Annotated in this window: 18 protein-coding genes; 12 read left to right on the top strand and 6 right to left on the bottom strand. The window is 53.7% G+C overall.

The features are described 5' to 3' along the window. The first annotated feature begins 68 nt into the window (after positions 1 to 68). Positions 69 to 650: a Maf family protein gene (locus ACK3CJ_RS10965; protein WP_409526438.1), complete on the top strand. Its 582-nt coding sequence runs from the start codon at positions 69 to 71 to the stop codon at positions 648 to 650. 34 nt (positions 651 to 684) lie between these two features. Here ACK3CJ_RS10965 and sppA read toward each other — a convergent pair whose 3' ends face one another. The 3 genes from sppA to rnk are packed head-to-tail and all read right to left on the bottom strand — an operon-like array spanning position 685 to position 2,867. Continuing rightward, on the bottom strand, positions 685 to 1,734 hold the full coding sequence (gene sppA, locus ACK3CJ_RS10960) for a signal peptide peptidase SppA (RefSeq protein ID WP_409526437.1): 1,050 nt from the start codon (positions 1,732 to 1,734) through the stop codon (positions 685 to 687). A gap of 18 nt (positions 1,735 to 1,752) precedes the next feature. Beyond that, positions 1,753 to 2,424: an HAD family hydrolase gene (locus ACK3CJ_RS10955; protein ID WP_409526436.1), complete on the bottom strand. Its 672-nt coding sequence runs from the start codon at positions 2,422 to 2,424 to the stop codon at positions 1,753 to 1,755. A gap of 53 nt (positions 2,425 to 2,477) precedes the next feature. Next, positions 2,478 to 2,867 carry a nucleoside diphosphate kinase regulator gene (gene rnk, locus ACK3CJ_RS10950; RefSeq protein WP_409526435.1) on the bottom strand — a complete coding sequence of 130 codons (390 nt, stop codon included), beginning with the start codon at positions 2,865 to 2,867 and terminating at the stop codon, positions 2,478 to 2,480. A 365-nt stretch (positions 2,868 to 3,232) separates the two neighbouring features. On the opposite strand from rnk, the gene ACK3CJ_RS10945 reads away from it, so the two are divergent. From ACK3CJ_RS10945 to ACK3CJ_RS10920, 6 genes are all read left to right on the top strand, one after another. After that, entirely contained in the window at positions 3,233 to 3,958 is a 726-nt protein-coding gene (locus tag ACK3CJ_RS10945) for a response regulator (RefSeq protein ID WP_409526434.1), read from the top strand. After that, a complete protein-coding gene (locus tag ACK3CJ_RS10940) occupies positions 3,959 to 5,422 on the top strand; it encodes an ATP-binding protein (protein WP_409526433.1) in 1,464 nt (487 codons plus the stop codon). A gap of 249 nt (positions 5,423 to 5,671) precedes the next feature. Then, positions 5,672 to 6,937, top strand: a complete 1,266-nt coding sequence (locus ACK3CJ_RS10935) for an ABC transporter substrate-binding protein (protein WP_409526432.1) — start codon at positions 5,672 to 5,674, stop codon at positions 6,935 to 6,937. A gap of 74 nt (positions 6,938 to 7,011) precedes the next feature. Then, positions 7,012 to 7,947 carry a carbohydrate ABC transporter permease gene (locus ACK3CJ_RS10930; protein ID WP_409526431.1) on the top strand — a complete coding sequence of 312 codons (936 nt, stop codon included), beginning with the start codon at positions 7,012 to 7,014 and terminating at the stop codon, positions 7,945 to 7,947. Then, positions 7,940 to 8,818, top strand: a complete 879-nt coding sequence (locus tag ACK3CJ_RS10925; RefSeq protein WP_409526430.1) for a carbohydrate ABC transporter permease — start codon at positions 7,940 to 7,942, stop codon at positions 8,816 to 8,818. The genes ACK3CJ_RS10930 and ACK3CJ_RS10925 overlap by 8 nt, the downstream gene beginning before the upstream one ends. A 12-nt stretch (positions 8,819 to 8,830) precedes the next feature. Then, entirely contained in the window at positions 8,831 to 9,940 is a 1,110-nt protein-coding gene (locus tag ACK3CJ_RS10920; protein WP_409526429.1) for an ABC transporter ATP-binding protein, read from the top strand. A gap of 102 nt (positions 9,941 to 10,042) precedes the next feature. Here ACK3CJ_RS10920 and ACK3CJ_RS10915 read toward each other — a convergent pair whose 3' ends face one another. Beyond that, a complete protein-coding gene (locus tag ACK3CJ_RS10915) occupies positions 10,043 to 10,789 on the bottom strand; it encodes an alpha/beta fold hydrolase (protein ID WP_409526586.1) in 747 nt (248 codons plus the stop codon). A 333-nt stretch (positions 10,790 to 11,122) separates the two neighbouring features. Here ACK3CJ_RS10915 and ACK3CJ_RS10910 point away from each other — a divergent pair, with 333 nt between their 5' ends. Then, entirely contained in the window at positions 11,123 to 13,405 is a 2,283-nt protein-coding gene (locus tag ACK3CJ_RS10910; protein WP_409526428.1) for a YgiQ family radical SAM protein, read from the top strand. A 62-nt stretch (positions 13,406 to 13,467) separates the two neighbouring features. On the opposite strand, the gene exaC is transcribed toward ACK3CJ_RS10910, so the two are convergent. Continuing rightward, positions 13,468 to 14,988, bottom strand: coding sequence for an acetaldehyde dehydrogenase ExaC (gene exaC, locus ACK3CJ_RS10905; protein ID WP_409526427.1), 1,521 nt, complete (start codon positions 14,986 to 14,988; stop codon positions 13,468 to 13,470). A 186-nt stretch (positions 14,989 to 15,174) separates the two neighbouring features. Then, positions 15,175 to 15,930, bottom strand: a complete 756-nt coding sequence (locus tag ACK3CJ_RS10900; protein ID WP_409526426.1) for a DeoR/GlpR family DNA-binding transcription regulator — start codon at positions 15,928 to 15,930, stop codon at positions 15,175 to 15,177. Between the two features lie 136 nt (positions 15,931 to 16,066). On the opposite strand from ACK3CJ_RS10900, the gene ACK3CJ_RS10895 reads away from it, so the two are divergent. The 4 genes from ACK3CJ_RS10895 to ACK3CJ_RS10880 are packed head-to-tail and all read left to right on the top strand — an operon-like array spanning position 16,067 to position 20,903. Next, positions 16,067 to 17,047 (top strand): ABC transporter substrate-binding protein, encoded by a 981-nt coding sequence (locus tag ACK3CJ_RS10895; protein ID WP_409526585.1) that lies wholly within the window; start codon positions 16,067 to 16,069, stop codon positions 17,045 to 17,047. 6 nt (positions 17,048 to 17,053) lie between these two features. Continuing rightward, positions 17,054 to 18,754, top strand: coding sequence for an ABC transporter permease (locus ACK3CJ_RS10890; protein ID WP_409526425.1), 1,701 nt, complete (start codon positions 17,054 to 17,056; stop codon positions 18,752 to 18,754). After that, positions 18,742 to 19,809 (top strand): ABC transporter ATP-binding protein, encoded by a 1,068-nt coding sequence (locus ACK3CJ_RS10885; RefSeq protein ID WP_409526424.1) that lies wholly within the window; start codon positions 18,742 to 18,744, stop codon positions 19,807 to 19,809. Before ACK3CJ_RS10890 ends, ACK3CJ_RS10885 begins: the two co-directional genes overlap by 13 nt. Continuing rightward, positions 19,806 to 20,903 (top strand): MBL fold metallo-hydrolase, encoded by a 1,098-nt coding sequence (locus tag ACK3CJ_RS10880; RefSeq protein WP_409526423.1) that lies wholly within the window; start codon positions 19,806 to 19,808, stop codon positions 20,901 to 20,903. The genes ACK3CJ_RS10885 and ACK3CJ_RS10880 overlap by 4 nt, the downstream gene beginning before the upstream one ends. Positions 20,904 to 20,926: the final 23 nt, after the last annotated feature.

Genomic DNA, 20,926 nt, shown 5'->3' with positions numbered 1-20,926 from the left:
GTTTAAAGCAATAAAAATAGAGTTAACATTATAATTATGTCTATAAATGGATAAAAGTTGAAAAAATCATGGAAAATACACTGGTACTCGCTTCAAGCTCACCTTTTCGCCGGGAGATTCTGGATAAACTCGGCCTGCCCTATCGTTGCAAAACACCGGATATAGATGAAACGCCACAACCGGACGAACAAGCCGAAGCGCTGGTTGAAAGACTTGCACGTGAAAAAGCGATAGCTGTTGCCAGCTTCTTTCCCGATGCATTAATTATCGGCTCTGATCAGGTTGCCGTACTGGATGGCGAAGTTATCGGAAAACCCGGTACATTTGATCGCGCGGTTGCGCAGCTTGAATCATTTTCAGGACGCCACCTGACCTTTCTGACCAGTCTTGCGCTTTATAACACGGCCACAGGACGATGCCAGACGGAGGTCGTACCCTTTGAAGTGCACTTTCGCACTTTGACACGCAGCATGATTGAACAGTATCTCAAGCGAGAGCAGCCATTCAATTGCGCCGGGAGCTTCAAATCGGAAGGTTTAGGAATCGTACTGTTCGAAAAGCTTAATGGAGAAGACCCCAACACCCTGATCGGCCTGCCACTTATCCGCCTGGTGCGGATGCTGGAAGCCGAAGGGGTTGAGGTGCTGTAGTTATGCTGTGTAGCAGTTATGCTGTATGGCGAGCCTACTGAAGTTCAGGAATCATTCGCGCTGATAACTGAGCCGCCAACTGACTGGCAATCGACATGCTCAGACGGTCGGTCAATCGATCCAAAGGAGACGGTCTGAAGGTATAGTTCACCAACTTACTGTTTTGAACAATATCGCGAGCAACCGAGCTGGTACTACCAAGCCCATCGATCAACCCCAGTTCCAGCGCCTGCTCGCCAGACCATACAAGACCGGTAAATAAGGATGGATCATCTTTCAACCGGTCACCACGCCCTTCAACAACCTGCTGCACAAACTGCCGATGAGTGGTATCGAGAACCGTCTGCCAGAAAAGTTTATCCTCCTCTTTCAGCGGCTGGAAGGGATCAAGAAACCCCTTATTCTCACCAGCCGTCATGGTACGCCGCTCGACACCCACTTTATCCATTAACTCAACAAACCCAAAACTGGATGCCGTCACACCGATTGATCCAACCAGACTGGCTTTATCGGCATAAATTTCATCAGCAGCCACAGCAATATAGTAAGCACCGGATGCACCAATATCAGTTATGACGGCATAGGCCTTTTTCTCTGGATGCAGGGCACGCAGACGCTTGATCTCGTCATTGATATAGCCCGCCTGCACCGGACTGCCACCCGGGCTGTTGATGCGCAGTATCACCGCTTCGCTGTTTTTGGCAGAGAAAGCTCTGCGTAGTGAGGTGATCACGACATCAGCATTAGCATCGGCACTGTCTGCTATGACCCCGGAAACCTCAATCACCGCGACATGGTTACCGCGCTCAACCGTTTCAGGACTCAAAAAGCGCCCCACCAGATAAATACCCAGCAAAGCAAACAGGTAGATAAAAGTCAGTAGCTTGAAAAAAATACCCCAGCGGCGAGCACGACGATGCTCAACATGCAGCGCGCCGACCATTTTCTCAATCAGCTTCCACTCTTTGCTGTTTTTATGAGGTGTCGCAGCATGCTGCCGATCCATGGCAGCTGGAGAGCCCTCCCGTTGCGTAGACTCATCCATTTCTTGCTTTTCCGGGTCGTCCCAGTGGTTCTGTGACACGTATATCTCCTTAAAACACTAATCCACTTTATCCAGCATCTGAGTATGGTTGGCCAGCCAGAGTTCCAGCTCCGTAAAATGATCCAGCTCAACCACTGGACACCACGGGCGCAGGCGATGGATGGGATGAGCTCCGTAACTCACTGCCGCAGTAGGCACACCAGCACGCTGCCCCATTTCAAGATCATACTCTGTGTCTCCAATCATCAAAGCCTGATGAGCCGGCACCTGCGTTTCAGACAGTATCTCATGCAGCATGTGAGGGTCCGGCTTGGATGTTGTTTCATCTGCACAGCGCGACAGTTCAAAATACTGACCTAAACCTGTCTGCTCAAATACGCGATCAAGACCCGGTCGGTTCTTACCAGTAGCCACCGCCATCCTGAAACCGCGATCCCGAAGGCGCGCCAGGGTATCCTCAACGCCAGGAAACAGTGGCGTTGGCGTCTGATCACCCTCTATATAGTGAAAAGCGTAACGCTCACGCATTCGTGGAATCATCTCATCGGCGATTCCAGGGATCAACGCTCTGATTGCCTCAGGTAAACCGAGGCCAATGATATTTCGTACGGCTTCAGGATGAGGTAGAGGCAGCTCCAGATCCTGACTGGCTGAGCGCATGCAGGATATGATGCGCTCTTCCGAGTTAATGATGGTGCCATCCCAGTCAAATATCAGTAACGTATACACAGTCAGAAATCCTCTTTCACTCAAAGCCGTTCAGGCTGTTAGCAGATCACCACTCAGGCGGGATTTTCCACACGGATAATCTTTACGTGACGATGTTTGGTGTCGGGTAAAGTCCAATCTATCTTCTGCCCAACAGACAAGCCAATCAACGCACCACCGATGGGCGCAAAAACTGAGATCGCCTGCTGGGCGTCTTTCATCTCGTGCGGAAAGCACAGCTTCATCTGAAACTGTTGTCCGCTCTCTTCCACCTCGAAAGTCACCACAGAATTCATGCGCACCACATCGCCCGGAACCTGCTCGGGCTTGACGACGGTCGCTCTGGCCAGCTCAGCTTTGAGTGTATTAAATGTTGGATCATCACGGTAGGGTTTCTTGTCCAGCAAGCCTTCAAGCCGGTCAATATCCAGCTCGGAAATCACAATAGCAGGCATATCAGACATGTATTACTCCAACGAAAAAAACGCCATGAAAGCAGGCGTGGTTCGATAATAAATTAATTAAAAACTGAAAACACGATGACCTCCGGCGCACTGCCGTCAGCCAGATGGCATGGGCACAGCTTAGCTGCTGTGCCCTGTAACGGGGATTTTCAGAGCAGCCGGATATCCGGAGGCGATCATGTAACAGGGTGTAAAGTTATCTTTCATGCAGCTATTGTTGCCTCTTTAACATCCGTACGCAAGTCCCGAGAAAGAATGAGGATACTCTTTTATCAACCGGTTTCGACTACTGTGGGGGAAAACGGGCATTGTTCATACCACTACCATCCAATATAGTGTTCATGATCAACCAACAATAAGAAGTTATGAACCCTACAAACTCCCCTGCGCATATCCTTGTGGTGGATGATGACCACGAGATCACGGAACTACTGGACACTTACCTGTCGCGCAATCAGTTTCAGGTATCCACTGCCCACAATGGGCAGCAGATGCTGTCGCAACTTGAAAAAAACGATTTCGATCTGATCGTCCTGGATCTGATGATGCCGGGTGAGGATGGATTTACGCTGTGCAAGAAGGTTCGTGCCAGTTCTGCCATTCCTATCATTATGCTGACAGCCGGTTCCGATGAAACAGACAGGATTATCGGCCTGGAGCTGGGCGCCGATGATTACATGAACAAGCCCTTTAACCCCAGAGAACTGTTGGCCAGAATCAAGGCAGTGTTACGTCGGATTGAGGAGCGCAATACCGACCCGGAACCGAATCGCCAGATGATCCGTTTCGGTGTCTGGACACTGGACATGCTGCACCGTCAGTTGATCCACGAACGCGGGGATAAGCTGCCACTTAACGGCGCCGATTTCGACCTGCTGCAGATATTCATCGCCCACCCTGGCGAGATCATCAGCCGCGAATCACTCTTTCAGCGACTGAAGGGGCGTGAGCTGAGCCCTTACGATCGTTGCATAGATGTCCAGATCAGCCGTCTCAGACATAAGCTTGATGATGACGGCAAAACGCCACAGCTGATTAAAACTGTGCGTGGGCAGGGCTATCTGTTGAGCACTAACATCGAGTATCTGTAGATGCTCAAGCGCGTTCTCACTTTCCTTCCGAAAGCTTTTTCATCTTTGTACAGCCGCCTGTTGCTGGTGATGATGCTGGCTGTCGGCGGCTCATTTTTTATCGCCACAACCATCTGGCTGCACGCCATCCAGAGCGATAAGGAGGCAGATGCCGCTGCCAGCGTACAGGATCTGGCGATCTCCATGGCGCAGACGGTCACTTATTTTGAAGGGCTACCCAAGGCTTATCAGCACATTATCATTGATCAGCAACGGAATATGGGGGGTAGCCGATATTTTCTGAGCGTCAATCAGGAATATGTCGATTTTGAATCGATCCCCGACAATCCTCTGAAACTGGAGCTGATAAAGGAGTACCAACTGGCATTTCGTGAGCGAGTTGGACAACGCATGGGGCAACTTCGTGTTGATTTCGCTTACCCGGATAAGCTCCGAGTGTTCAACAGCGGCGTGCTTTTCTCCGAACTACCCTCTCGATGGGTACAGAACAACCTGGTATTGAATCCTCCGGCACCAGTGCTGGTGGCGCAGATGCAGATGGAAAGTGGCGACTGGCTCTATCTGGCCAGCCTGATGCTGCCAGACCCTTATGTGGTTGAAGGGATACCGGCTTTCACCGGTGATCAGTTGGCGTTCACCCTGATACTGTCACTGGTGTTGATCCTCAGCAGCTGGTTTATCGTGCGCTGGTTGACCAAACCCTTGCGTCGACTCTCCAAAGCAGCCATGTCGCTCGGGCGTGATATTCATCAGGTACCCGTACCCGAACAGGGCACTTATGAAGTGAGAGAGACTGCACGCGCCTTTAATCTGATGCAGCGCCGCATACTGACATTCATCAGTGAGCGCGACCTGTTGTTTTCGGCAATTTCACATGATCTCAAGACCCCCATCACTCGCCTTAGATTGCGCGCCGAGCTGCTTGATGATGAGCCAACCAGAGATAAAATCAACCAGGATCTTGCCGAGCTTGAACAACTGGTACAGGGCGCTCTTGAACTGGCCCGCGGCAGTGATCTGAACGAGCCATCGGGGCGCATCAAGCTCAAACCGATGCTGGAAGCGATCCAGGAAGAGGTGGCTGTACTGCAACGGCAGGTGCATATCGAGATGCCCTATCCGGTATTTTTTTCCGGCAAGCCGATGGCATTCAAACGCTGCCTGTCTAATCTGATACATAATGCTGTGTTCTATGGTTCCGAGGCCTGGATCAAGGTGGTGGATGAGTCAGACAGCATCACGATCATCATCACCGATAATGGCCCCGGAGTTCCGGAGTCAGAGCTTGAGCATATCTTCGACCCCTTCGTTCGACTCGAAGGGTCGCGCAACAGGCATACTGGTGGCAGTGGACTGGGCATGACAATCGCCCGCAATATCGTGCACAGCCATGGTGGCGAGATCAAGCTGCACAATCTTCCCGTGCAGGGTCTTGAGGTGCAGATACGCGTACCCAGGGAGTGAATGTAACAATTTTTTTACATTTATTTCACTTTACAAAAACTCAATAACAGTATGAAATACAATTATTTTTTTATTAATAACAAGCTCTCCATCACACTCTCACCAAGCAGGTTGCAGTAACAATTGGTAACTCTTCCTTACGTGTAAATGTCCGGCACAGGGATTAAATTTGGTCTGGCAATAATATCAGTACTGGATCCTTCAGGCTGAGTCCGCCAGATAAAAACAATAAGTTGAGGACAAACTCTCATGTATCTGAAAAAGCGTTTCATGGCAGCTGCGATCGCATCCGCTCTCTCTGTTTCCACCCTTTCTGCTACAGCCACTGCCGGTGAAGTTGAAGTACTGCACTGGTGGACCTCAGGTGGTGAAGCCGCCGCCGTCAGCGTATTGCGCGAAATGGTGGAAAAAGAGGGGCATACCTGGAAAGATTTTGCAGTGGCTGGTGGCGGTGGTGAAAACACCATGACCGTTCTGCGTGCTCGTGCGGTTTCTGGAAACCCTCCCTCCTCTGCACAGATCAAAGGGCTTGAGATTCAGGAATGGGCAGATCTTGGCTTCCTGGCCAATCTTGAAGAGGTCGCAAAACAGGAAGGCTGGGATGACGTGTTGCCTCCCGTTGTCGCCGACATCATGAAACACTATGACTACTATGTCGCAGTCCCGGTCAATGTACACCGCGTAAACTGGATGTGGGTCAACCCTGCCGCGCTGGAAAAAGCCGGAGCATCGGTGCCGACCACCTTGGATGAGCTATGGGAAACTGCAGACAAGCTCAAGGCAGCCGGTATTATCCCAATCGCACATGGTGGCCAGTCCTGGCAGGATGCGACAGTGTTTGAGTCCATCGCACTGAGTGCCGGCGGACCTGAATTTTTCCGCAAAGCATTTGTAGAGCACGATCAGGACACATTGCTCAGCCCACAGATGGAAACAGTGTTTGATCAGTTCCGTAAAGCACGTGAGTACCTTGACCCCGGCTTCCCAGGCCGTGACTGGAACATCGCCACATCCATGGTCATCAAAGGCGAGGCTGGCATGCAGTTTATGGGCGATTGGGCCAAGGGTGAATTCACAGCCGCAGGCATGGAGCCCGGCACCGACTATCTCTGCCTGCCCTTCCCTGGCACTGAAGATGCGTTTGCATTCAATATCGACTCTCTGGCGATGTTCATGCAGCGTGACGCCGATAATGTGAGTGCTCAGCAGACAATGGCACGACTGGTTCTCTCCCCCGAGTTCCAGGAAACATTCAACCTGAACAAGGGCTCTATACCCGTCCGTCTGGATCAGGATATGACCCCGTTTGACAGCTGTGCCAAGGCATCCATGGAAACCTTCCAGAGCACCTCTGAGAGCGGTCAGGGTCTGGTGCCTTCAATGGCACATGGCATGTCCACCACTTCGGCGGTTCAGGGCGCCATTTATGATGTCACGACAACTTTCTTCAACAGTAGCATGAGCTCCCAGGACGCAGTGCGCCAGCTGGCTTCAGCCATACGCGCAGCCCAGTAAGGGCCTTATCCTGCACCGGCCTGTCATGCGCAGCACCGGTGCAGATTCAGCCAAAGCTGCACAGGTACACCACCATGTCTCAAACACTGACTTCATCGTCGCAGGCTGCTCGTACTCCTGCGCCTGCACGCTCACCTGCAGATCGCATTGCCCAATGGATACCCAAACTGGTGCTGTCACCCACTCTGGTGATCGTAGTGGTTTTTTTCTACGGCTTCATCTTCTGGACTGGGCTACTCTCTTTTACCAACTCCCGCATGCTACCAAGCTATGGCCTGGTCGGCTGGGACAACTACGTTCGCCTGTTCAACAATGAGCGTTGGCTTGTTGCACTGGGCAATCTGGGTATCTATGCCTTTTTGTTCATCGCTATCTGTCTGGTGCTCGGTTTACTGCTGGCGATACTTCTGGATCAGAAAATCCGTGCCGAAGGCGCGCTGCGCACCATCTATCTCTACCCGATGGCACTATCTTTCATCGTCACCGGTACCGTCTGGAAATGGATGCTCAATCCTCAGGTGGGTCTGGAGCAGTTCGTACAAAGCCTCGGCTGGGATAGCTTCCAGTTTGACTGGCTGGTCAATCCCGATTTCTCGATCTACACCGTCGTTATTGCCGCAGTCTGGCAGTCCTCTGGTTTTGTCATGGCACTTTTCCTGGCAGGTCTTCGCGGTGTCGATGACAGCATAATAAAAGCCGCGCAGATAGATGGTGCTTCACGCTTTACCATCTACACCCGCATCATCATCCCAAGCCTGCGCCCGGTCTTCTTCAGCGCTTTCATCATGCTGGCGCACATTGCGATCAAGTCATTCGATCTGGCGCTGGCACTGACTGGCGGCGGACCGGGTATCAGTTCGGACCTACCGGCCATTTTCATGTATCAGCTCTCCTTCACCCGCAACCAGATGGGTATCGGGGCGGCGTCTGCGATGATCATGCTGCTGACCGTGATTGCGATTCTGGTGCCTTATCTGTACTCCGAGCTTAGGGTGAAAAAACATGACTGAGCATAACCAACGTCGCTACAGCGATATCAGCGGACGCGCCATTCTCTATGCCCTGCTCGGGATCATGGCGCTCTACTACCTGCTGCCACTGGCATTGATGATCGTGACCTCCTTCCGCTCCATGGATGAGATACGCCTGGGGCAATTGATTGACTGGCCAACGCAACTGAGCCTGGATGCCTGGCGCATCGCCTGGGATCAGGCGCAGATCGGCGCGCGTTCCGAGAAAGGTCTGCGCCCCTATTTCATCAACTCACTGTTGATGACACTGCCAGCCGTGGCGATCTCGACAATGATTGGTGCCATCAATGGCTATGTCCTGAGTTTCTGGCGCTTCAAGGGCAGCAATCTGTTCTTCGGCCTGCTGCTGTTTGGCTGCTTCATCCCCTTTCAGGCGATACTGCTGCCCCATGCCACCGTGCTCGGTAAGATGGGCATCAGCGGCTCCATCGTCGGTCTGATCTTCACCCATGTGATCTATGGCGTCGCATTCACGACCCTGTTTTTCCGCAACTACTACGTGACCATTCCCGGTGAGCTGGTCAAGGCCGCACAACTGGATGGCGCAGGGTTCTGGCGCATCTTTTTCCGCATCATGCTGCCGCTGTCGACCCCGATACTGACAGTTTGCGTGATCTGGCAGTTTACTCAGGTATGGAACGATTTTCTGTTTGGCGTGACCTTTTCTGATCCCTCATCCCAGCCGATCACGGTCGGGTTGAACAACCTGGTGAACAGCTCCACCGGGGAGCGTCGTTACAACGTGGATATGGCCGGTGCAATCATCGCCGCCCTGCCCACACTGCTGGTGTATGTGATCGCTGGTAAATATTTCGTGCGCGGGCTGACAGCCGGCAGCGTCAAAGGCTAGGAGAATAATAAGATGGCCAGTTTAAATATTGAAAATGTAGAGAAATCCTTCGATCAGACCCATATCCTGAAAGGGATCAATATGGATATCCGCGATGGTGAGTTCATCATCCTCGTCGGACCATCCGGCTGCGGTAAATCGACCCTGATGAACTGCATCGCGGGTCTTGAAGACGTTACATCCGGCTCCATCAGCATCGCCAATCAGGATATTACCGGTGTACTGCCGAAAAACCGCGATATCGCGATGGTGTTTCAGTCCTATGCGCTCTACCCGAATATGAATGTGCGCAAGAACATCTCCTTCGGCCTTGAGATCCGCAAACTGCCCAAGGATGTGATCGCCAATGAGGTAGACAGAGTCGCCAAACTGCTACAGATCGAACATCTACTGGATAGAAAGCCGGGTCAGCTCTCTGGTGGACAGCGCCAGCGCGTGGCGATGGGTCGTGCTCTGGCTCGTCAGCCGAAGATCTACCTGTTTGACGAACCCCTCTCCAATCTGGATGCCAAGCTCAGGGTCGAGATGCGTACCGAGATCAAGAAACTGCATCAGCGCCTCGGCACCACTATTGTTTATGTGACCCATGATCAGATCGAAGCGATGACCCTGGCGGACCGAATTGCGGTGATGAAAGATGGGCATATTCAGCAGTTCGGCTCCCCGCAGGAGGTCTACGACAACCCGGCCAACCGCTTTGTTGCCGGCTTTATGGGATCACCCTCAATGAACTTCATTGAAGTGATGGTCGTGCAGCAACAGGATAGAGCCTGTATCGAACTGGCCATCGATGGTGTCACGCACTACCTGCCGATCCCGGATCAGGAGCAACGTGTCAGACAGATGGTTGGGCAGACCGTGATTCTGGGTATCCGCCCTGAACAGATCACCCATGTTATCCCCCATTACGACGACAACCCCGGCATTGCCAGAGTGGATGCTACAGTTGAAGTAATAGAACCAACCGGCGCCGATACGCTGGTACTGGTCAGGATGAACGGCCAGGAGGTGAACTGTCGTGTTGATCCCTATGAGGCACGCCAACCCGGTGAAGCAATGACGCTGATGCTGAATATGGGCAAGGCGGTTTTTTTTGATGTAAGCAGTGGGGAGAGGATCTGACTTAATGTGTTGCTCTACTGTCTCAACAGGGACGGCCACCAGTACATCCCTGTAGACCTTGACTGCGGCCATCCCTGGCCGCAGTCACCCCGTTGAAACAGGTCATCGACTCTTCAGGTCCGGCCGAGAGCTTTCCAGAAAGCTTAAAAGTATCTCAAGAAATAGTTCCGGCTCTTGCTCTGCCGGATAGTGCCCGGCATTCCGTATGACTTTGGAGGTGACATTGACTCCAAACTCACTAAGCCCCAAACCTACAGCTTTGCCCATACCAAATTCACCACCGAGCGCAAGCATAGGCATATCTAGCGGCCATTCCCGTTCGGAGCGAATATCCAGTATGTCTTTAGTTTGCGATCTGTAATATCCGAGAGTTGATGTGAGTTGCGATTCACCGACATAATTTTCGAGATATTTTGCGATTGCAAAACTCTCGAGTGGAAACTTTCCTGCACTTTGTCTCAGAAAAAGGCCATAGTATTCACTTTCTCGTCCGGGAACCAATTTCTCTGCTAAGCCTTCAGCACGATTGAACGGACCATGCCAAGTTGGGTAGTAGTCTGAACCTGGCGCCGGTACATCAACATCAACACCTGGAAGAATCTCCTCTTCAACTACAAGCGCGAAACATTTCTCTCTAGCCCTTGTAGCAAGTAAATAGCCGATCGTGCCCCCCCAGTCATGCCCAATGATGGCAAAGTTTGATAGCGACAGCTTGTCGATTGCTTCAGATATCTCCAATGCGATCGTAAGTTTGTCAAAACTTCCTTGGCCCGAAGTTTCCATTCCGAGTCCTCGAGGAGTTACCGAAATCGCCCTGTAACCGGCTGATCTTAACTTGGGGATTATCAATCGCCAATGGAGGTCTGTGACCGGCCAACCGTGGATTAGAATGAGCGGGACACCAGCCCCGTCATCGTCCAAGCCAACTATTCCGCCGTTGTCGAGTGTTATGGTATGTCTCAATTTCTACTCCTGTCACTGCGCATCAAGTTATCAACTGGCTCTCCCAATATTTGTCTTGATGATGACACGAAGAGTAGCATCTGTCAGAGGATTGCACCTTGATTGAGCGCAAAAAACTTCGCCCTTTAGCCTTGTAAATGACTCAAGTAATCAAAGACCTTTTTTTGCATTCCGCGTATACTTGACCGTTTGACTAATCCCTCAGACAGTACCTCCGCCATGACGCAAGCCGTAACACCCATCCATACCCGCGCCCAGTTCAGGCCCGCTACCCGCAGCAAACCTGCCCCCTTTCTGCCGATGAGCCGCAAGGAGATGGACAAGCTCGGATGGGACAGTTGCGACATTATCATTGTGACGGGAGATGCCTATGTCGATCACCCCTCCTTTGGCATGGCGATCATCGGGCGCCTGCTGGAAGCTCAGGGTTTTCGTGTCGGCATCATCGCGCAGCCAGACTGGCACAGTGCCGAAGCCTTCAAGGCGCTGGGCAAGCCGAATCTGTTTTTCGGTATTGCGGCAGGCAATATGGATTCGATGATCAACCGTTACACGGCTGACAGAAAGATCCGCTCCGATGATGCCTACACACCAGGCAATATCGCTGGCAAACGCCCCGATCGGGCAAGTATCGTTTACAGCCAGCGCTGTCGTGAGGCCTGGAAGGATGTGCCGCTGATTCTGGGTGGCATCGAAGCCTCACTGCGCCGAATCGCTCATTACGACTACTGGCAGGACAAGGTGCGTCGCTCCATACTGCTGGACTCGCGTGCCGACCTGCTGCTCTACGGCAACGCCGAGCGCGCCATTGTCGAAGTGGCGCACCGCCTGGCAGCTGGTGAAGCGGTCGCAGAGATTCGTGATGTGCGCGGCACGGCGTTTGTGCGCAAAGACACGCCTGAAGGCTGGATGGAGATCGACTCCACGCGCATCGACCGCCCCGGCAAGGTCGACAAGATCATCAATCCCTACGTCAACACACGTGACCTGCCGGAATGCTCACTGGAGCAAAACGACACTGTCAACAACACACTCGCGTTTGATCCAGACGAGGAGCAGGTGCTGCATATTCTGCCCAAGCCGAAGCTGGATCGCGCCACAACAGTGATCCGTATCCCCTCTTTCGAGAAGGTCAGTCAGGACCCCGTGCTGTATGCGCATGCCAGCCGTGTGCTGCATCTGGAGACCAATCCCGGCAATGCGCGGGCACTGGTACAGCTGCATGGGGATCAGGAGGTCTGGCTGAATCCGCCACCGATACCCCTGACCACCGAAGAGATGGATTATGTATTTGACCTCACCTATGCGCGCGTTCCTCATCCTGTGTATGGCAAGGAGGAGATTCCGGCGTACAAGATGATTCGCTTCTCGGTCAATATCATGCGCGGCTGCTTTGGCGGCTGCACCTTCTGCTCCATCACCGAGCATGAAGGCAGAATCATTCAGAACCGTTCAGAGGGATCGATTCTGCGCGAGATCGAAGAGATTCGCGACAAAGTACCCGGTTTTACCGGTGTTATCTCTGATCTTGGCGGGCCGACTGCGAACATGTATCGCATCGCCTGCAAAACGCCTGAGATCGAGGCCGCGTGTCGAAAACCCTCCTGCGTTTACCCAGGCATCTGTAACAATCTGAACACCGATCACTCAGCCCTGACGCAGCTTTATCGTGATGCGCGCCGCCTGAAAGGGGTCAAGAAGATTCTGATCGCGTCCGGTCTGCGTTATGACCTGGCGGTTCAGGACCCCGAGTACGTACGCGAGTTGGTCACGCACCATGTTGGCGGTTATCTCAAGATTGCGCCGGAACACACTGAACGCGGCCCGCTGGATAAGATGATGAAGCCCGGCATCGGTGCCTATGACACCTTCAAGAAGATGTTTGAGCGCTTCTCCAAAGAGGCTGGCAAGGATCAGTACCTGATCCCCTACTTCATCGCCGCTCACCCGGGTACCACCGATGAAGATATGATGAACCTGGCACTCTGGCTGAAGACAAACGGCTTCAAAGCGGATCAGGTGCAGGCCTTCTACCCCTCCCCGATGGCAACTGCCACGGCGATGTACCATACCGGCCGCAACCCTCTGCGCAAATTGAGTTATAAGAAAAGCTCTGAGAAGGTTGAGAGCGTCAAGGGTGAGAAGCAGCGCCGCCTGCACAAAGCGTTCCTGCGCTGGCATGACCCCGACAACTGGCCACTGCTGCGTGAAGCACTGGCCAATATGGGACGTGTGGATCTGATCGGCGATGCTCCGCATCAGTTGATTCCGTCCGAAGACAGCGACAGCCAGTATACCAGTGCGCGCCGAAAGAATACCCCGGGAGCAGCCAGAACTGCCAAGGGACGAATACTGACCCAGCACACAGGCCTGCCACCACGGACACACAAGGCTCCCGCGGGGAAAGGCAAGGCGGCTGCAGGGGCTAATCCTTCCAATAAGCGGACCTCTGCCGGTAACCGTCCTCCAAAAGCAGGAAAAGCCCGTCAGACGCAAACCTGACGAGCTTTTAAATCAGCAGGTTAAGTGTTTAATTTAACCTGCTTTCAAGACAAGCCGATCGATCAGAAGAACCCCATCGGATTGGTATCATAGCTGACCAGCATGTTCTTGGTCTGCTGATAGTGGTTCAACATCATCTTGTGGTTTTCACGGCCAACACCAGACTTCTTGTAACCGCCGAAAGCAGCATGAGCAGGATAATGGTGGTAGCAGTTGGTCCAGACGCGACCCGCTTCGATACCACGACCCATGCGATAAGCGCGGTTCATATCTCGTGTCCAGACACCGGCACCGAGACCGAACTCAGAATCGTTGGCAATCGCCAGCGCTTCAGCCTCATCCTTGAAGGTGGTCACAGATACCACAGGCCCGAAGATCTCTTCCTGGAACACGCGCATGCTGTTGTTGCCTTTCAGCAGTGTCGGCTGGATGTAATAGCCGGTGCTCAGGCCACCTTCCAGCGCTTCACGACCACCACCGATCAGCACTTCAGCGCCTTCATCGCGGCCGATATCCAGATAGCTGAGGATCTTGTCATACTGCTCCTGCGACGCCTGTGCCCCAACCATCACTTCGGTATCCAGCGGATTACCACGCTTGATCTGGCGGGTACGGTCGATCACCATGCTGATGAACTGATCGTAGATGGTTTCCTGAATCAGCAGGCGTGACGGGCAGGTGCACACTTCACCCTGGTTGAAGAACGCCAGTACTGTACCCTCAACACATTTGCTCAGGTAGTTGTCTTCAAAGCTCACCACATCTTCAAAATAGATGTTTGGTGACTTGCCACCCAACTCGACGGTAGATGGGATAATGTTTTCAGCCGCACATTTCAGAATATGTGCGCCAACAGGGGTAGAGCCGGTAAAAGCGATCTTGGCGATACGCTTGCTGGTAGCCAGTGCCTGACCCGCTTCGGCACCATAGCCGTTTACTACGTTGAGTACGCCAGGTGGCAGCAGATCTGCAATCAGTTCAACAAACTTAAGGATCGACCAGGGCGTCTGCTCGGCTGGCTTGAGCACGATGCAGTTACCAGTCGCCAGTGCCGGAGCCAGTTTCCAGCAAGCCATCAGCAGCGGGAAGTTCCAGGGGATGATCTGCCCAACGACGCCAAGCGGTTCATGGAAGTGATAGGCAACCGTGTTGTGATCGATTTCGCTGATGCCACCTTCCTGCGCACGGATGGTACCGGCAAAGTAGCGGAAATGATCAACAGCCAGTGGCACGTCGGCATTCAGGGTTTCACGAACGGCCTTGCCGTTGTCCCAGGTTTCTGCAACGGCCAGCATCTCCAGATTAGCTTCCAGGCGGTCAGCAATCTTGAGCAGAATATTGGAGCGTGCGGTCACGGAGGTGGTGCCCCAGGCCGCTTTGGCCTTGTGTGCAGCATCCAGCGCCAGTTCGATATCCTCAGCGGTAGAGCGTGGAATCTCGCAGAAGGCTTCGCCATTCACAGGCGAGATATTCTTGAAATACTGCCCTTTTACCGGCGCAACCCACTCACCGCCAATAAAGTTGCCATAGCGCTCATTAACGGTAGTCTTGGAGCCCTGATGTCCTGGTTGTGCGTATATCATGATGTTTGCCTCTTTTTTTTATGACGTGCAATATTCAATGGAGAAGTGAATGACTTCATGCCTCCATAATAGGCAGGGAGAGGCTTGATCCGACATGCCGCATTGGCAGCAGAAAAACAGTACCTTGGTAGTAATTCTTCAGACCTGCCTGATGCTCTCATTCAACATTCAGCTTCCGAAAGCCGCTCAGCAGATCAGTCGCACACCTGCAGCAGACAGTTCACTGCGCAGTGACGCGCCAGGAGGCTGATCCATCACCACAATATCGTAATCGGTCAGATGTCCGGCACTGCAGCAGGCCTCGGTATCAAATTTGGCGCTGTCGAGCAGCAGCACCTTTTGCCGCGCATTAAGCAGTAACGCCTCACGCGCCATCACCTCATCGGTATTAAAATCATACAACTGTCCATGACGGCTCATACCACCAACAGACACGATGCCGATATCCACACGAAAGCGGGAGAAAAACTGCAGTGCATCGCCACCCACAACATCCTGATCACGCTTGCGTACCAGTCCACCGGCAATGATCAACTCACAATCAGGATGGTGGCACAGGCGCGTAGCGGCATGGATATTGTTGGTCATCACCCGTATTCCTTTACGCAGATTAAGCAGATCAGCAAGGTGCTCCACCGTTGTACCAGTACCCAGAAACAAACTCTGATAGTCACTGATAAGCTCCAGACACTGCTCGGCGATCACCCGTTTACCCGAGCGATTCACAATCTGGCGCTGATCAAAATCGACATTTTCCCGACCGGGAAAGGGAGCCGCGACACCATGCCGACGCATCAGTAATCCTCGATCTGCCAGCACGCGTATATCGGTGCGGATAGTCTGGACAGACACATTAAATCTCTCGGCCAACTGTTCCAGACTCTGCCTGCCGGACTGATTGATCAGAACGACAATCTGTTGGCGACGTTCACTGGCACTCATATACCTCTCCTGAAAACGAAAACAAAACCGATCAACGCGAAAGATCCGGCAGCTGATTCGAAAGGTTAATGTCACTTTATTGTCATTCGATGACAGTACGCTGACATCTCTGATCCAACCAACCGGAGATGCCGCTATGCCCTGCCCGACCCTGCACCGCTGGATACTGACGACCGCACTGGCCATGCCTGTAATGGCCTTCGCTCAGGAATCCCTGATTCTGTACACCAGCCAGCCGAACACCGATGCTCAGATGACTGTCGACGCTTTCACCGCCGCCCATCCCGAGATCAAGGTTGAATGGGTACGTGATGGAACCACACAGTTGATGACTCGCCTGAGAGCCGAGATGAGTGCCGGCGTATCGAAACCGGATGTGCTGCTGATTGCCGATAGTGTCACTATGGAATCGCTCAATCGTGAAGGCCTGCTGCACCCCTACCTGAGCCCGGAGCGCTCCCAGTACGATTCCGAGCTGTATCATCAGGAGGGTTACTACTATGGCACCAAGATGATCACCACCGGCATCGCTTATCACACCCAGGCACCACTGAAGCCAGACAGCTGGAAGAGCCTCACCACATCTGACTATCGCAATCAGGTGGTGATGCCCAGTCCGCTTTACTCCGGTGCAGCATTGATCCATCTGGCTGCACTGACCGATCAGGCCGAGATGGGTTGGGACTATTATCAGCAGTTGCAAAACAACGGCGCTACCGCTCATGGCGGCAATGGTGGTGTGCTTACCGCGATCACATCCGGCACCAAGCCCTATGGCGTGATTGTTGATTTCATGGCGATTCGTGAAGCTGCCAAGGGCTCACCGATTCAGTTTGTGTTTCCTGAAGAAGGGGTCACTGCCGTTACTGAGCCAGTTGCCATCCTGAAACAGGCTGACAATATGGAAGCGGCACAGAAGTTTGTCGACTTCTTGCTTTCAGCGACTGGCCAGAAGCTTGTACGTGAGCAAGGCTACCTGCCTGCCCGTGCCGATATCGACCCACCCGAAGGCTTCCCTGCACGCAGCGAAATCAAGATGATTCCTCTGGATGCCGGCAAAGCACTGGATAATGCGGAATCCAACAAGCAGCGCTTCAGCGATATCTTCAGCGGTTGATCACTGATGCTCACAACGCTTGACTCCGGCAGCCAGCCCCGCTGGCTGCTGTTATCGATCCTCTTACTGATCAGCCTACTGACACTGCTGCCAACCCTGCGTCTGCTGCTTGAAGCGCTGCAGGGATGGCAACTCGGTGCCGACTCGCCCATGATGCGCGTGTTGCAACAGCCTGCCACCTGGCGAGCGTTCTGGCACAGCCTATATACCGCAGGAGTCGGCACACTGATCGCGGTGATACTGGGCAGCCTGTTTGCATTTACCGTGACACTGACTGATATCCGCTGGAAAACCCTGCTGGTTTTCAGCTTCATGCTGCCTATGATGATTCCACCGCAGGTGACTGCTCTGAGCTGGTTACAGATGACCGGCCCCGGTAGCCCACTGCTCAACACGCTGGGGATCGCTCCGCCCTTGGGGTCGCCACAGCCGCTCTATTCTGCCGAGGGGATCGCGCTGCTACTCGGTATTCAGCACGCTCCACTGGTGTTTCTGGCACTGCGCACCAGTCTGATCAATCTGCCGCGTGATCTGATCGAAGCCGCCCGGATCAGCGGCGCTCGCCAGCGTCATGTCTGGCTGGATATGATTCTGCCTCTGACTCGTAACGGCATGGTTGCCGGGGCATCAATTGCTTTCGTATCGGCATTGGGCAATTTCGGTATCCCTGCGATGCTGGGTATTCCGGCATCCTATTATGTATTGCCGACGCTGATCTATCAGCGCATGTCCAGCTTTGGTACTGGCGTGTTGCCGGAGATTGCGTCCCTGTCGGTGTTGATCGGCCTTCTCGCCCTGATCGGTGTCATGCTGCAACAGCAGATGTTGAAGAAAAGTCACTTCAGACTGCTGGGCCATGCCGGAAAAGCGCAGGATTTCGCACTCGGTCGCTGGCGACTGCCGCTTCAGGGCCTGCTGTTTATTCTGCTCGGCATCATCCTGATCGCCCCGCTGGCCGCGCTGATAACCAGCTCGCTGGTACCGGCGCTGGGCGTGCGACTGACACTGGACACGATGACACTGAGCGCCTATTACGAGATGATCGGACGCCAGAGCGTGACTCTTCGCGCTTTCAGTAACAGCCTGCTGCTGGCCGGTGGCGCAGCACTGCTACTGATGTTGCTGTCTACCCTGCTTGCCTATCTGATGCAGGGAATGTCGGACCGCGCACGCAGCAGCCTGATCAGTATGATAGAGATCCCCTACGCGCTGCCAGGTGTCGTGCTTGCCATCGCCTGTATTCTGCTGTTCGCAAAACCCTTGCCACTGCTGAATATCACACTGTATGGATCGCTTGGCATCATCTTTATCGCCTATCTTGCCCGATTCATCAGTGTCAGTCTGAAGCCGATCAATGCCAGCTTCAGCGAACTGGACAGAAGCCTTGAGGAAGCGGCACGTATTGCCGGGGCAGGCAGCATCCGTCGCCTGGTCGATATTCTGCTGCCACTGATTGCACCCGCCGTATTTGCCGGGGGCCTGCTGGTTTTTCTCACTGCGGTCAATGAGCTGACTGTCTCTGCCCTACTCTGGAGCGCTGGAAAGGAGACTCTGGGCGTGCTGATCTTCAATCTGGATGAAAGCGGCGACAGTATTCTGGCCTCCGCCATCGCCGTGCTGGTCGTGATTATGGTTGCAACGATCATGTTGCTATTGAGCCTGATGGCCTCTCGACTACCTAAAGGAGTCATACCATGGCAGAACTGATACTGGATAATATCAGTAAGCGTTTCGGCCAATCGGTTGCCGTGCATGAACTGAGTTTGAGCATTCCACAGGGGGCTTTCGTTGCCCTGCTCGGCCCAAGCGGTTGCGGCAAGACCACCACACTGAGAATGCTGGCTGGTTTTGAGCAGGTCAGCAGCGGGCAGATCCTGCTCAACGACAGGTGTCTGGCACGCGACGGCTGGCAGGTGCCGACTGAAGAGCGCAACATGGGGATGGTGTTTCAGTCCTATGCCCTCTGGCCTCATATGAGTGTGGCAGAGAATGTCGGCTACCCGCTGAAACACCGTCATATCAAAGGTGCTGAGTACAAACGTCGTGTGCTTGAAGCACTCGAAACAGTGAAGATGGAAGCGCTTGCGGATCGCATGCCTCAGGATCTCAGTGGCGGCCAGCGCCAGCGTGTTGCACTCGCCCGCTCTCTGGTCACTGATCCCTCGGTGGTACTGCTCGATGAACCACTGGCCAACCTGGACCGACATCTGCGTGCCTCGATGGAAGATAGCTTCCGTGAGTTTCACCGCCGTACCGGCGCCACCATGATCTATGTCACCCATGATCAAAGCGAGGCGATGTCGCTGGCCGATCATATTGCCGTGATGCATCAGGGACAGTTGGTGCAGTGGGCCAGACCGGAAGAACTGTATCAGACACCGAGAACCGAGTGGATTGCCGGATTTATCGGCCAAGGCAGCATACTTCAACTGCCGGATATCGCACCCGGCCAGCCTTTGCAGGCTTCTGATCTGATGGCTCTTGCACGGCGTCGTTCTACACGACCGGAGAACTCATCAGCACTATACACGCCTGTTCTGATCCGCCCTGAACATATTCAACTGGCCGCTCAGGCAGAAACAATGCCACAGGGTCTGCCCGCCCAAGTGATCGATTGCTGTTTCCGTGGAGAGCGGCATGAGGTTAAAGTAGCGCTTCAAGGCGGTGATGAACTCACCTGCTATCACTCAACGAGCCTGTCACCCGGTGTACAGGTTCATGTGACACTTCAGCAAGGCTGGAGCCTGGAGCCCGCCGCATGAGTATTAAAGTTGAGATCATCAGTGGATTGGGTGAAAAAGCACCGGCAGCCATCCTGATTCATGCTCATGGTCGACGCCTGCTGCTGGATGCCGGTGGGCCGATGCAACCGGATGAGCCTTGCGACTGGTATCTGGGCCTGGGCTTAGCTCAGGGGCAGGATCAGAGCATCGATGCCATCCTGATCAGCCATGACCATGTTGACCATATTGGCTCCGTGCGCTGGCTCCCGGACTATATCCCGCTTTATTGCACGGCTCAGGTTGCCCGCAGCCTACCCAGTGGACGGCTATGGCACCCCTTGCCGACGCGTGGAGAGATAGAGATAGAAGGCGTTCGCATCACCTGCGGACAGGCCGGGCACTCGTTAGGTGGCCTCTGGCTGCACCTGGATCTGGCCGGGGGGATTTTCTACAGCGGAGATTTCAGTACCGAGTCACTGCTCTATCCGTTTGACCAGCCACCGCCTGCGGATCTGGCACTTCTGGATGCCTCTTACGGCACCTACGACACCGATCAGACAGAGTGCCGACAGGCACTGCTGGAGCGACTGACTGGGCCGACACTGATTCCTACACTGCTTCCTGTGCCGCCATCAGGTCGTGCACTGGAGCTGGCCCTGTGGTGCCAGGCGCAACAGATCGAATGGGCGCTTGACCCAGTATGCGAAGGATTCATGCAAGCACTGCTGCAACTGTCACCTGATCTCCTGCTTCCCGGTGTACAAACGCAACTCAGCCAACTGACACCAATCCCCTGGCATGCCCGGGAATCTGACCATCCACGATTGATCCGGCTGGCGGCAAATGCCAATGGTATCGGCGGTGAATCGGGTCGCTTGATTGAGGATGAAAGCTACACCGGTCAGGTGATCTATACCGGCTACACGCCAGCTAAAGCGCGCGCCGATATAGCAGCGGGACGCGCCAAATGGTTGCGCTGGAATGTACACCCTCGCCTGAGCGACCTGCAGAATCTTGCCGATGATCTGAGTGCCAGCCAGGTGATCCCTCTGTTCTGCTCCATGCAGCAAACAGAGCGTTGGAAGAAAGCTTTCGGAGAACGCTTTATATATGAATCAGCTTTACATCTATAATTTATATACTTGATTTCAGTATC

Source organism: Nitrincola salilacus, assembly GCF_046271865.1.
Classification (GTDB): domain Bacteria; phylum Pseudomonadota; class Gammaproteobacteria; order Pseudomonadales; family Balneatricaceae; genus Nitrincola; species Nitrincola salilacus.
This window is presented reverse-complemented; position numbering and strand designations above follow the sequence as displayed.

Excerpts from the sequence above, each read along its gene's own strand:
- ACK3CJ_RS10965 (WP_409526438.1), top strand. The coding sequence starts at position 69 with ATGGAAAATACACTGGTACTCGCTTCAAGCTCACCTTTTCGCCGGGAG.
- rnk (WP_409526435.1), bottom strand. The coding sequence starts at position 2,867 with ATGTCTGATATGCCTGCTATTGTGATTTCCGAGCTGGATATTGACCGG.
- ACK3CJ_RS10945 (WP_409526434.1), top strand. The coding sequence starts at position 3,233 with ATGAACCCTACAAACTCCCCTGCGCATATCCTTGTGGTGGATGATGAC.
- ACK3CJ_RS10940 (WP_409526433.1), top strand. The coding sequence starts at position 3,959 with ATGCTCAAGCGCGTTCTCACTTTCCTTCCGAAAGCTTTTTCATCTTTG.
- ACK3CJ_RS10935 (WP_409526432.1), top strand. The coding sequence starts at position 5,672 with ATGTATCTGAAAAAGCGTTTCATGGCAGCTGCGATCGCATCCGCTCTC.
- ACK3CJ_RS10930 (WP_409526431.1), top strand. The coding sequence starts at position 7,012 with ATGTCTCAAACACTGACTTCATCGTCGCAGGCTGCTCGTACTCCTGCG.
- ACK3CJ_RS10925 (WP_409526430.1), top strand. The coding sequence starts at position 7,940 with ATGACTGAGCATAACCAACGTCGCTACAGCGATATCAGCGGACGCGCC.
- ACK3CJ_RS10920 (WP_409526429.1), top strand. The coding sequence starts at position 8,831 with ATGGCCAGTTTAAATATTGAAAATGTAGAGAAATCCTTCGATCAGACC.
- ACK3CJ_RS10910 (WP_409526428.1), top strand. The coding sequence starts at position 11,123 with ATGACGCAAGCCGTAACACCCATCCATACCCGCGCCCAGTTCAGGCCC.
- exaC (WP_409526427.1), bottom strand. The coding sequence starts at position 14,988 with ATGATATACGCACAACCAGGACATCAGGGCTCCAAGACTACCGTTAAT.
- ACK3CJ_RS10900 (WP_409526426.1), bottom strand. The coding sequence starts at position 15,930 with ATGAGTGCCAGTGAACGTCGCCAACAGATTGTCGTTCTGATCAATCAG.
- ACK3CJ_RS10895 (WP_409526585.1), top strand. The coding sequence starts at position 16,067 with ATGCCCTGCCCGACCCTGCACCGCTGGATACTGACGACCGCACTGGCC.
- ACK3CJ_RS10890 (WP_409526425.1), top strand. The coding sequence starts at position 17,054 with ATGCTCACAACGCTTGACTCCGGCAGCCAGCCCCGCTGGCTGCTGTTA.
- ACK3CJ_RS10885 (WP_409526424.1), top strand. The coding sequence starts at position 18,742 with ATGGCAGAACTGATACTGGATAATATCAGTAAGCGTTTCGGCCAATCG.
- ACK3CJ_RS10880 (WP_409526423.1), top strand. The coding sequence starts at position 19,806 with ATGAGTATTAAAGTTGAGATCATCAGTGGATTGGGTGAAAAAGCACCG.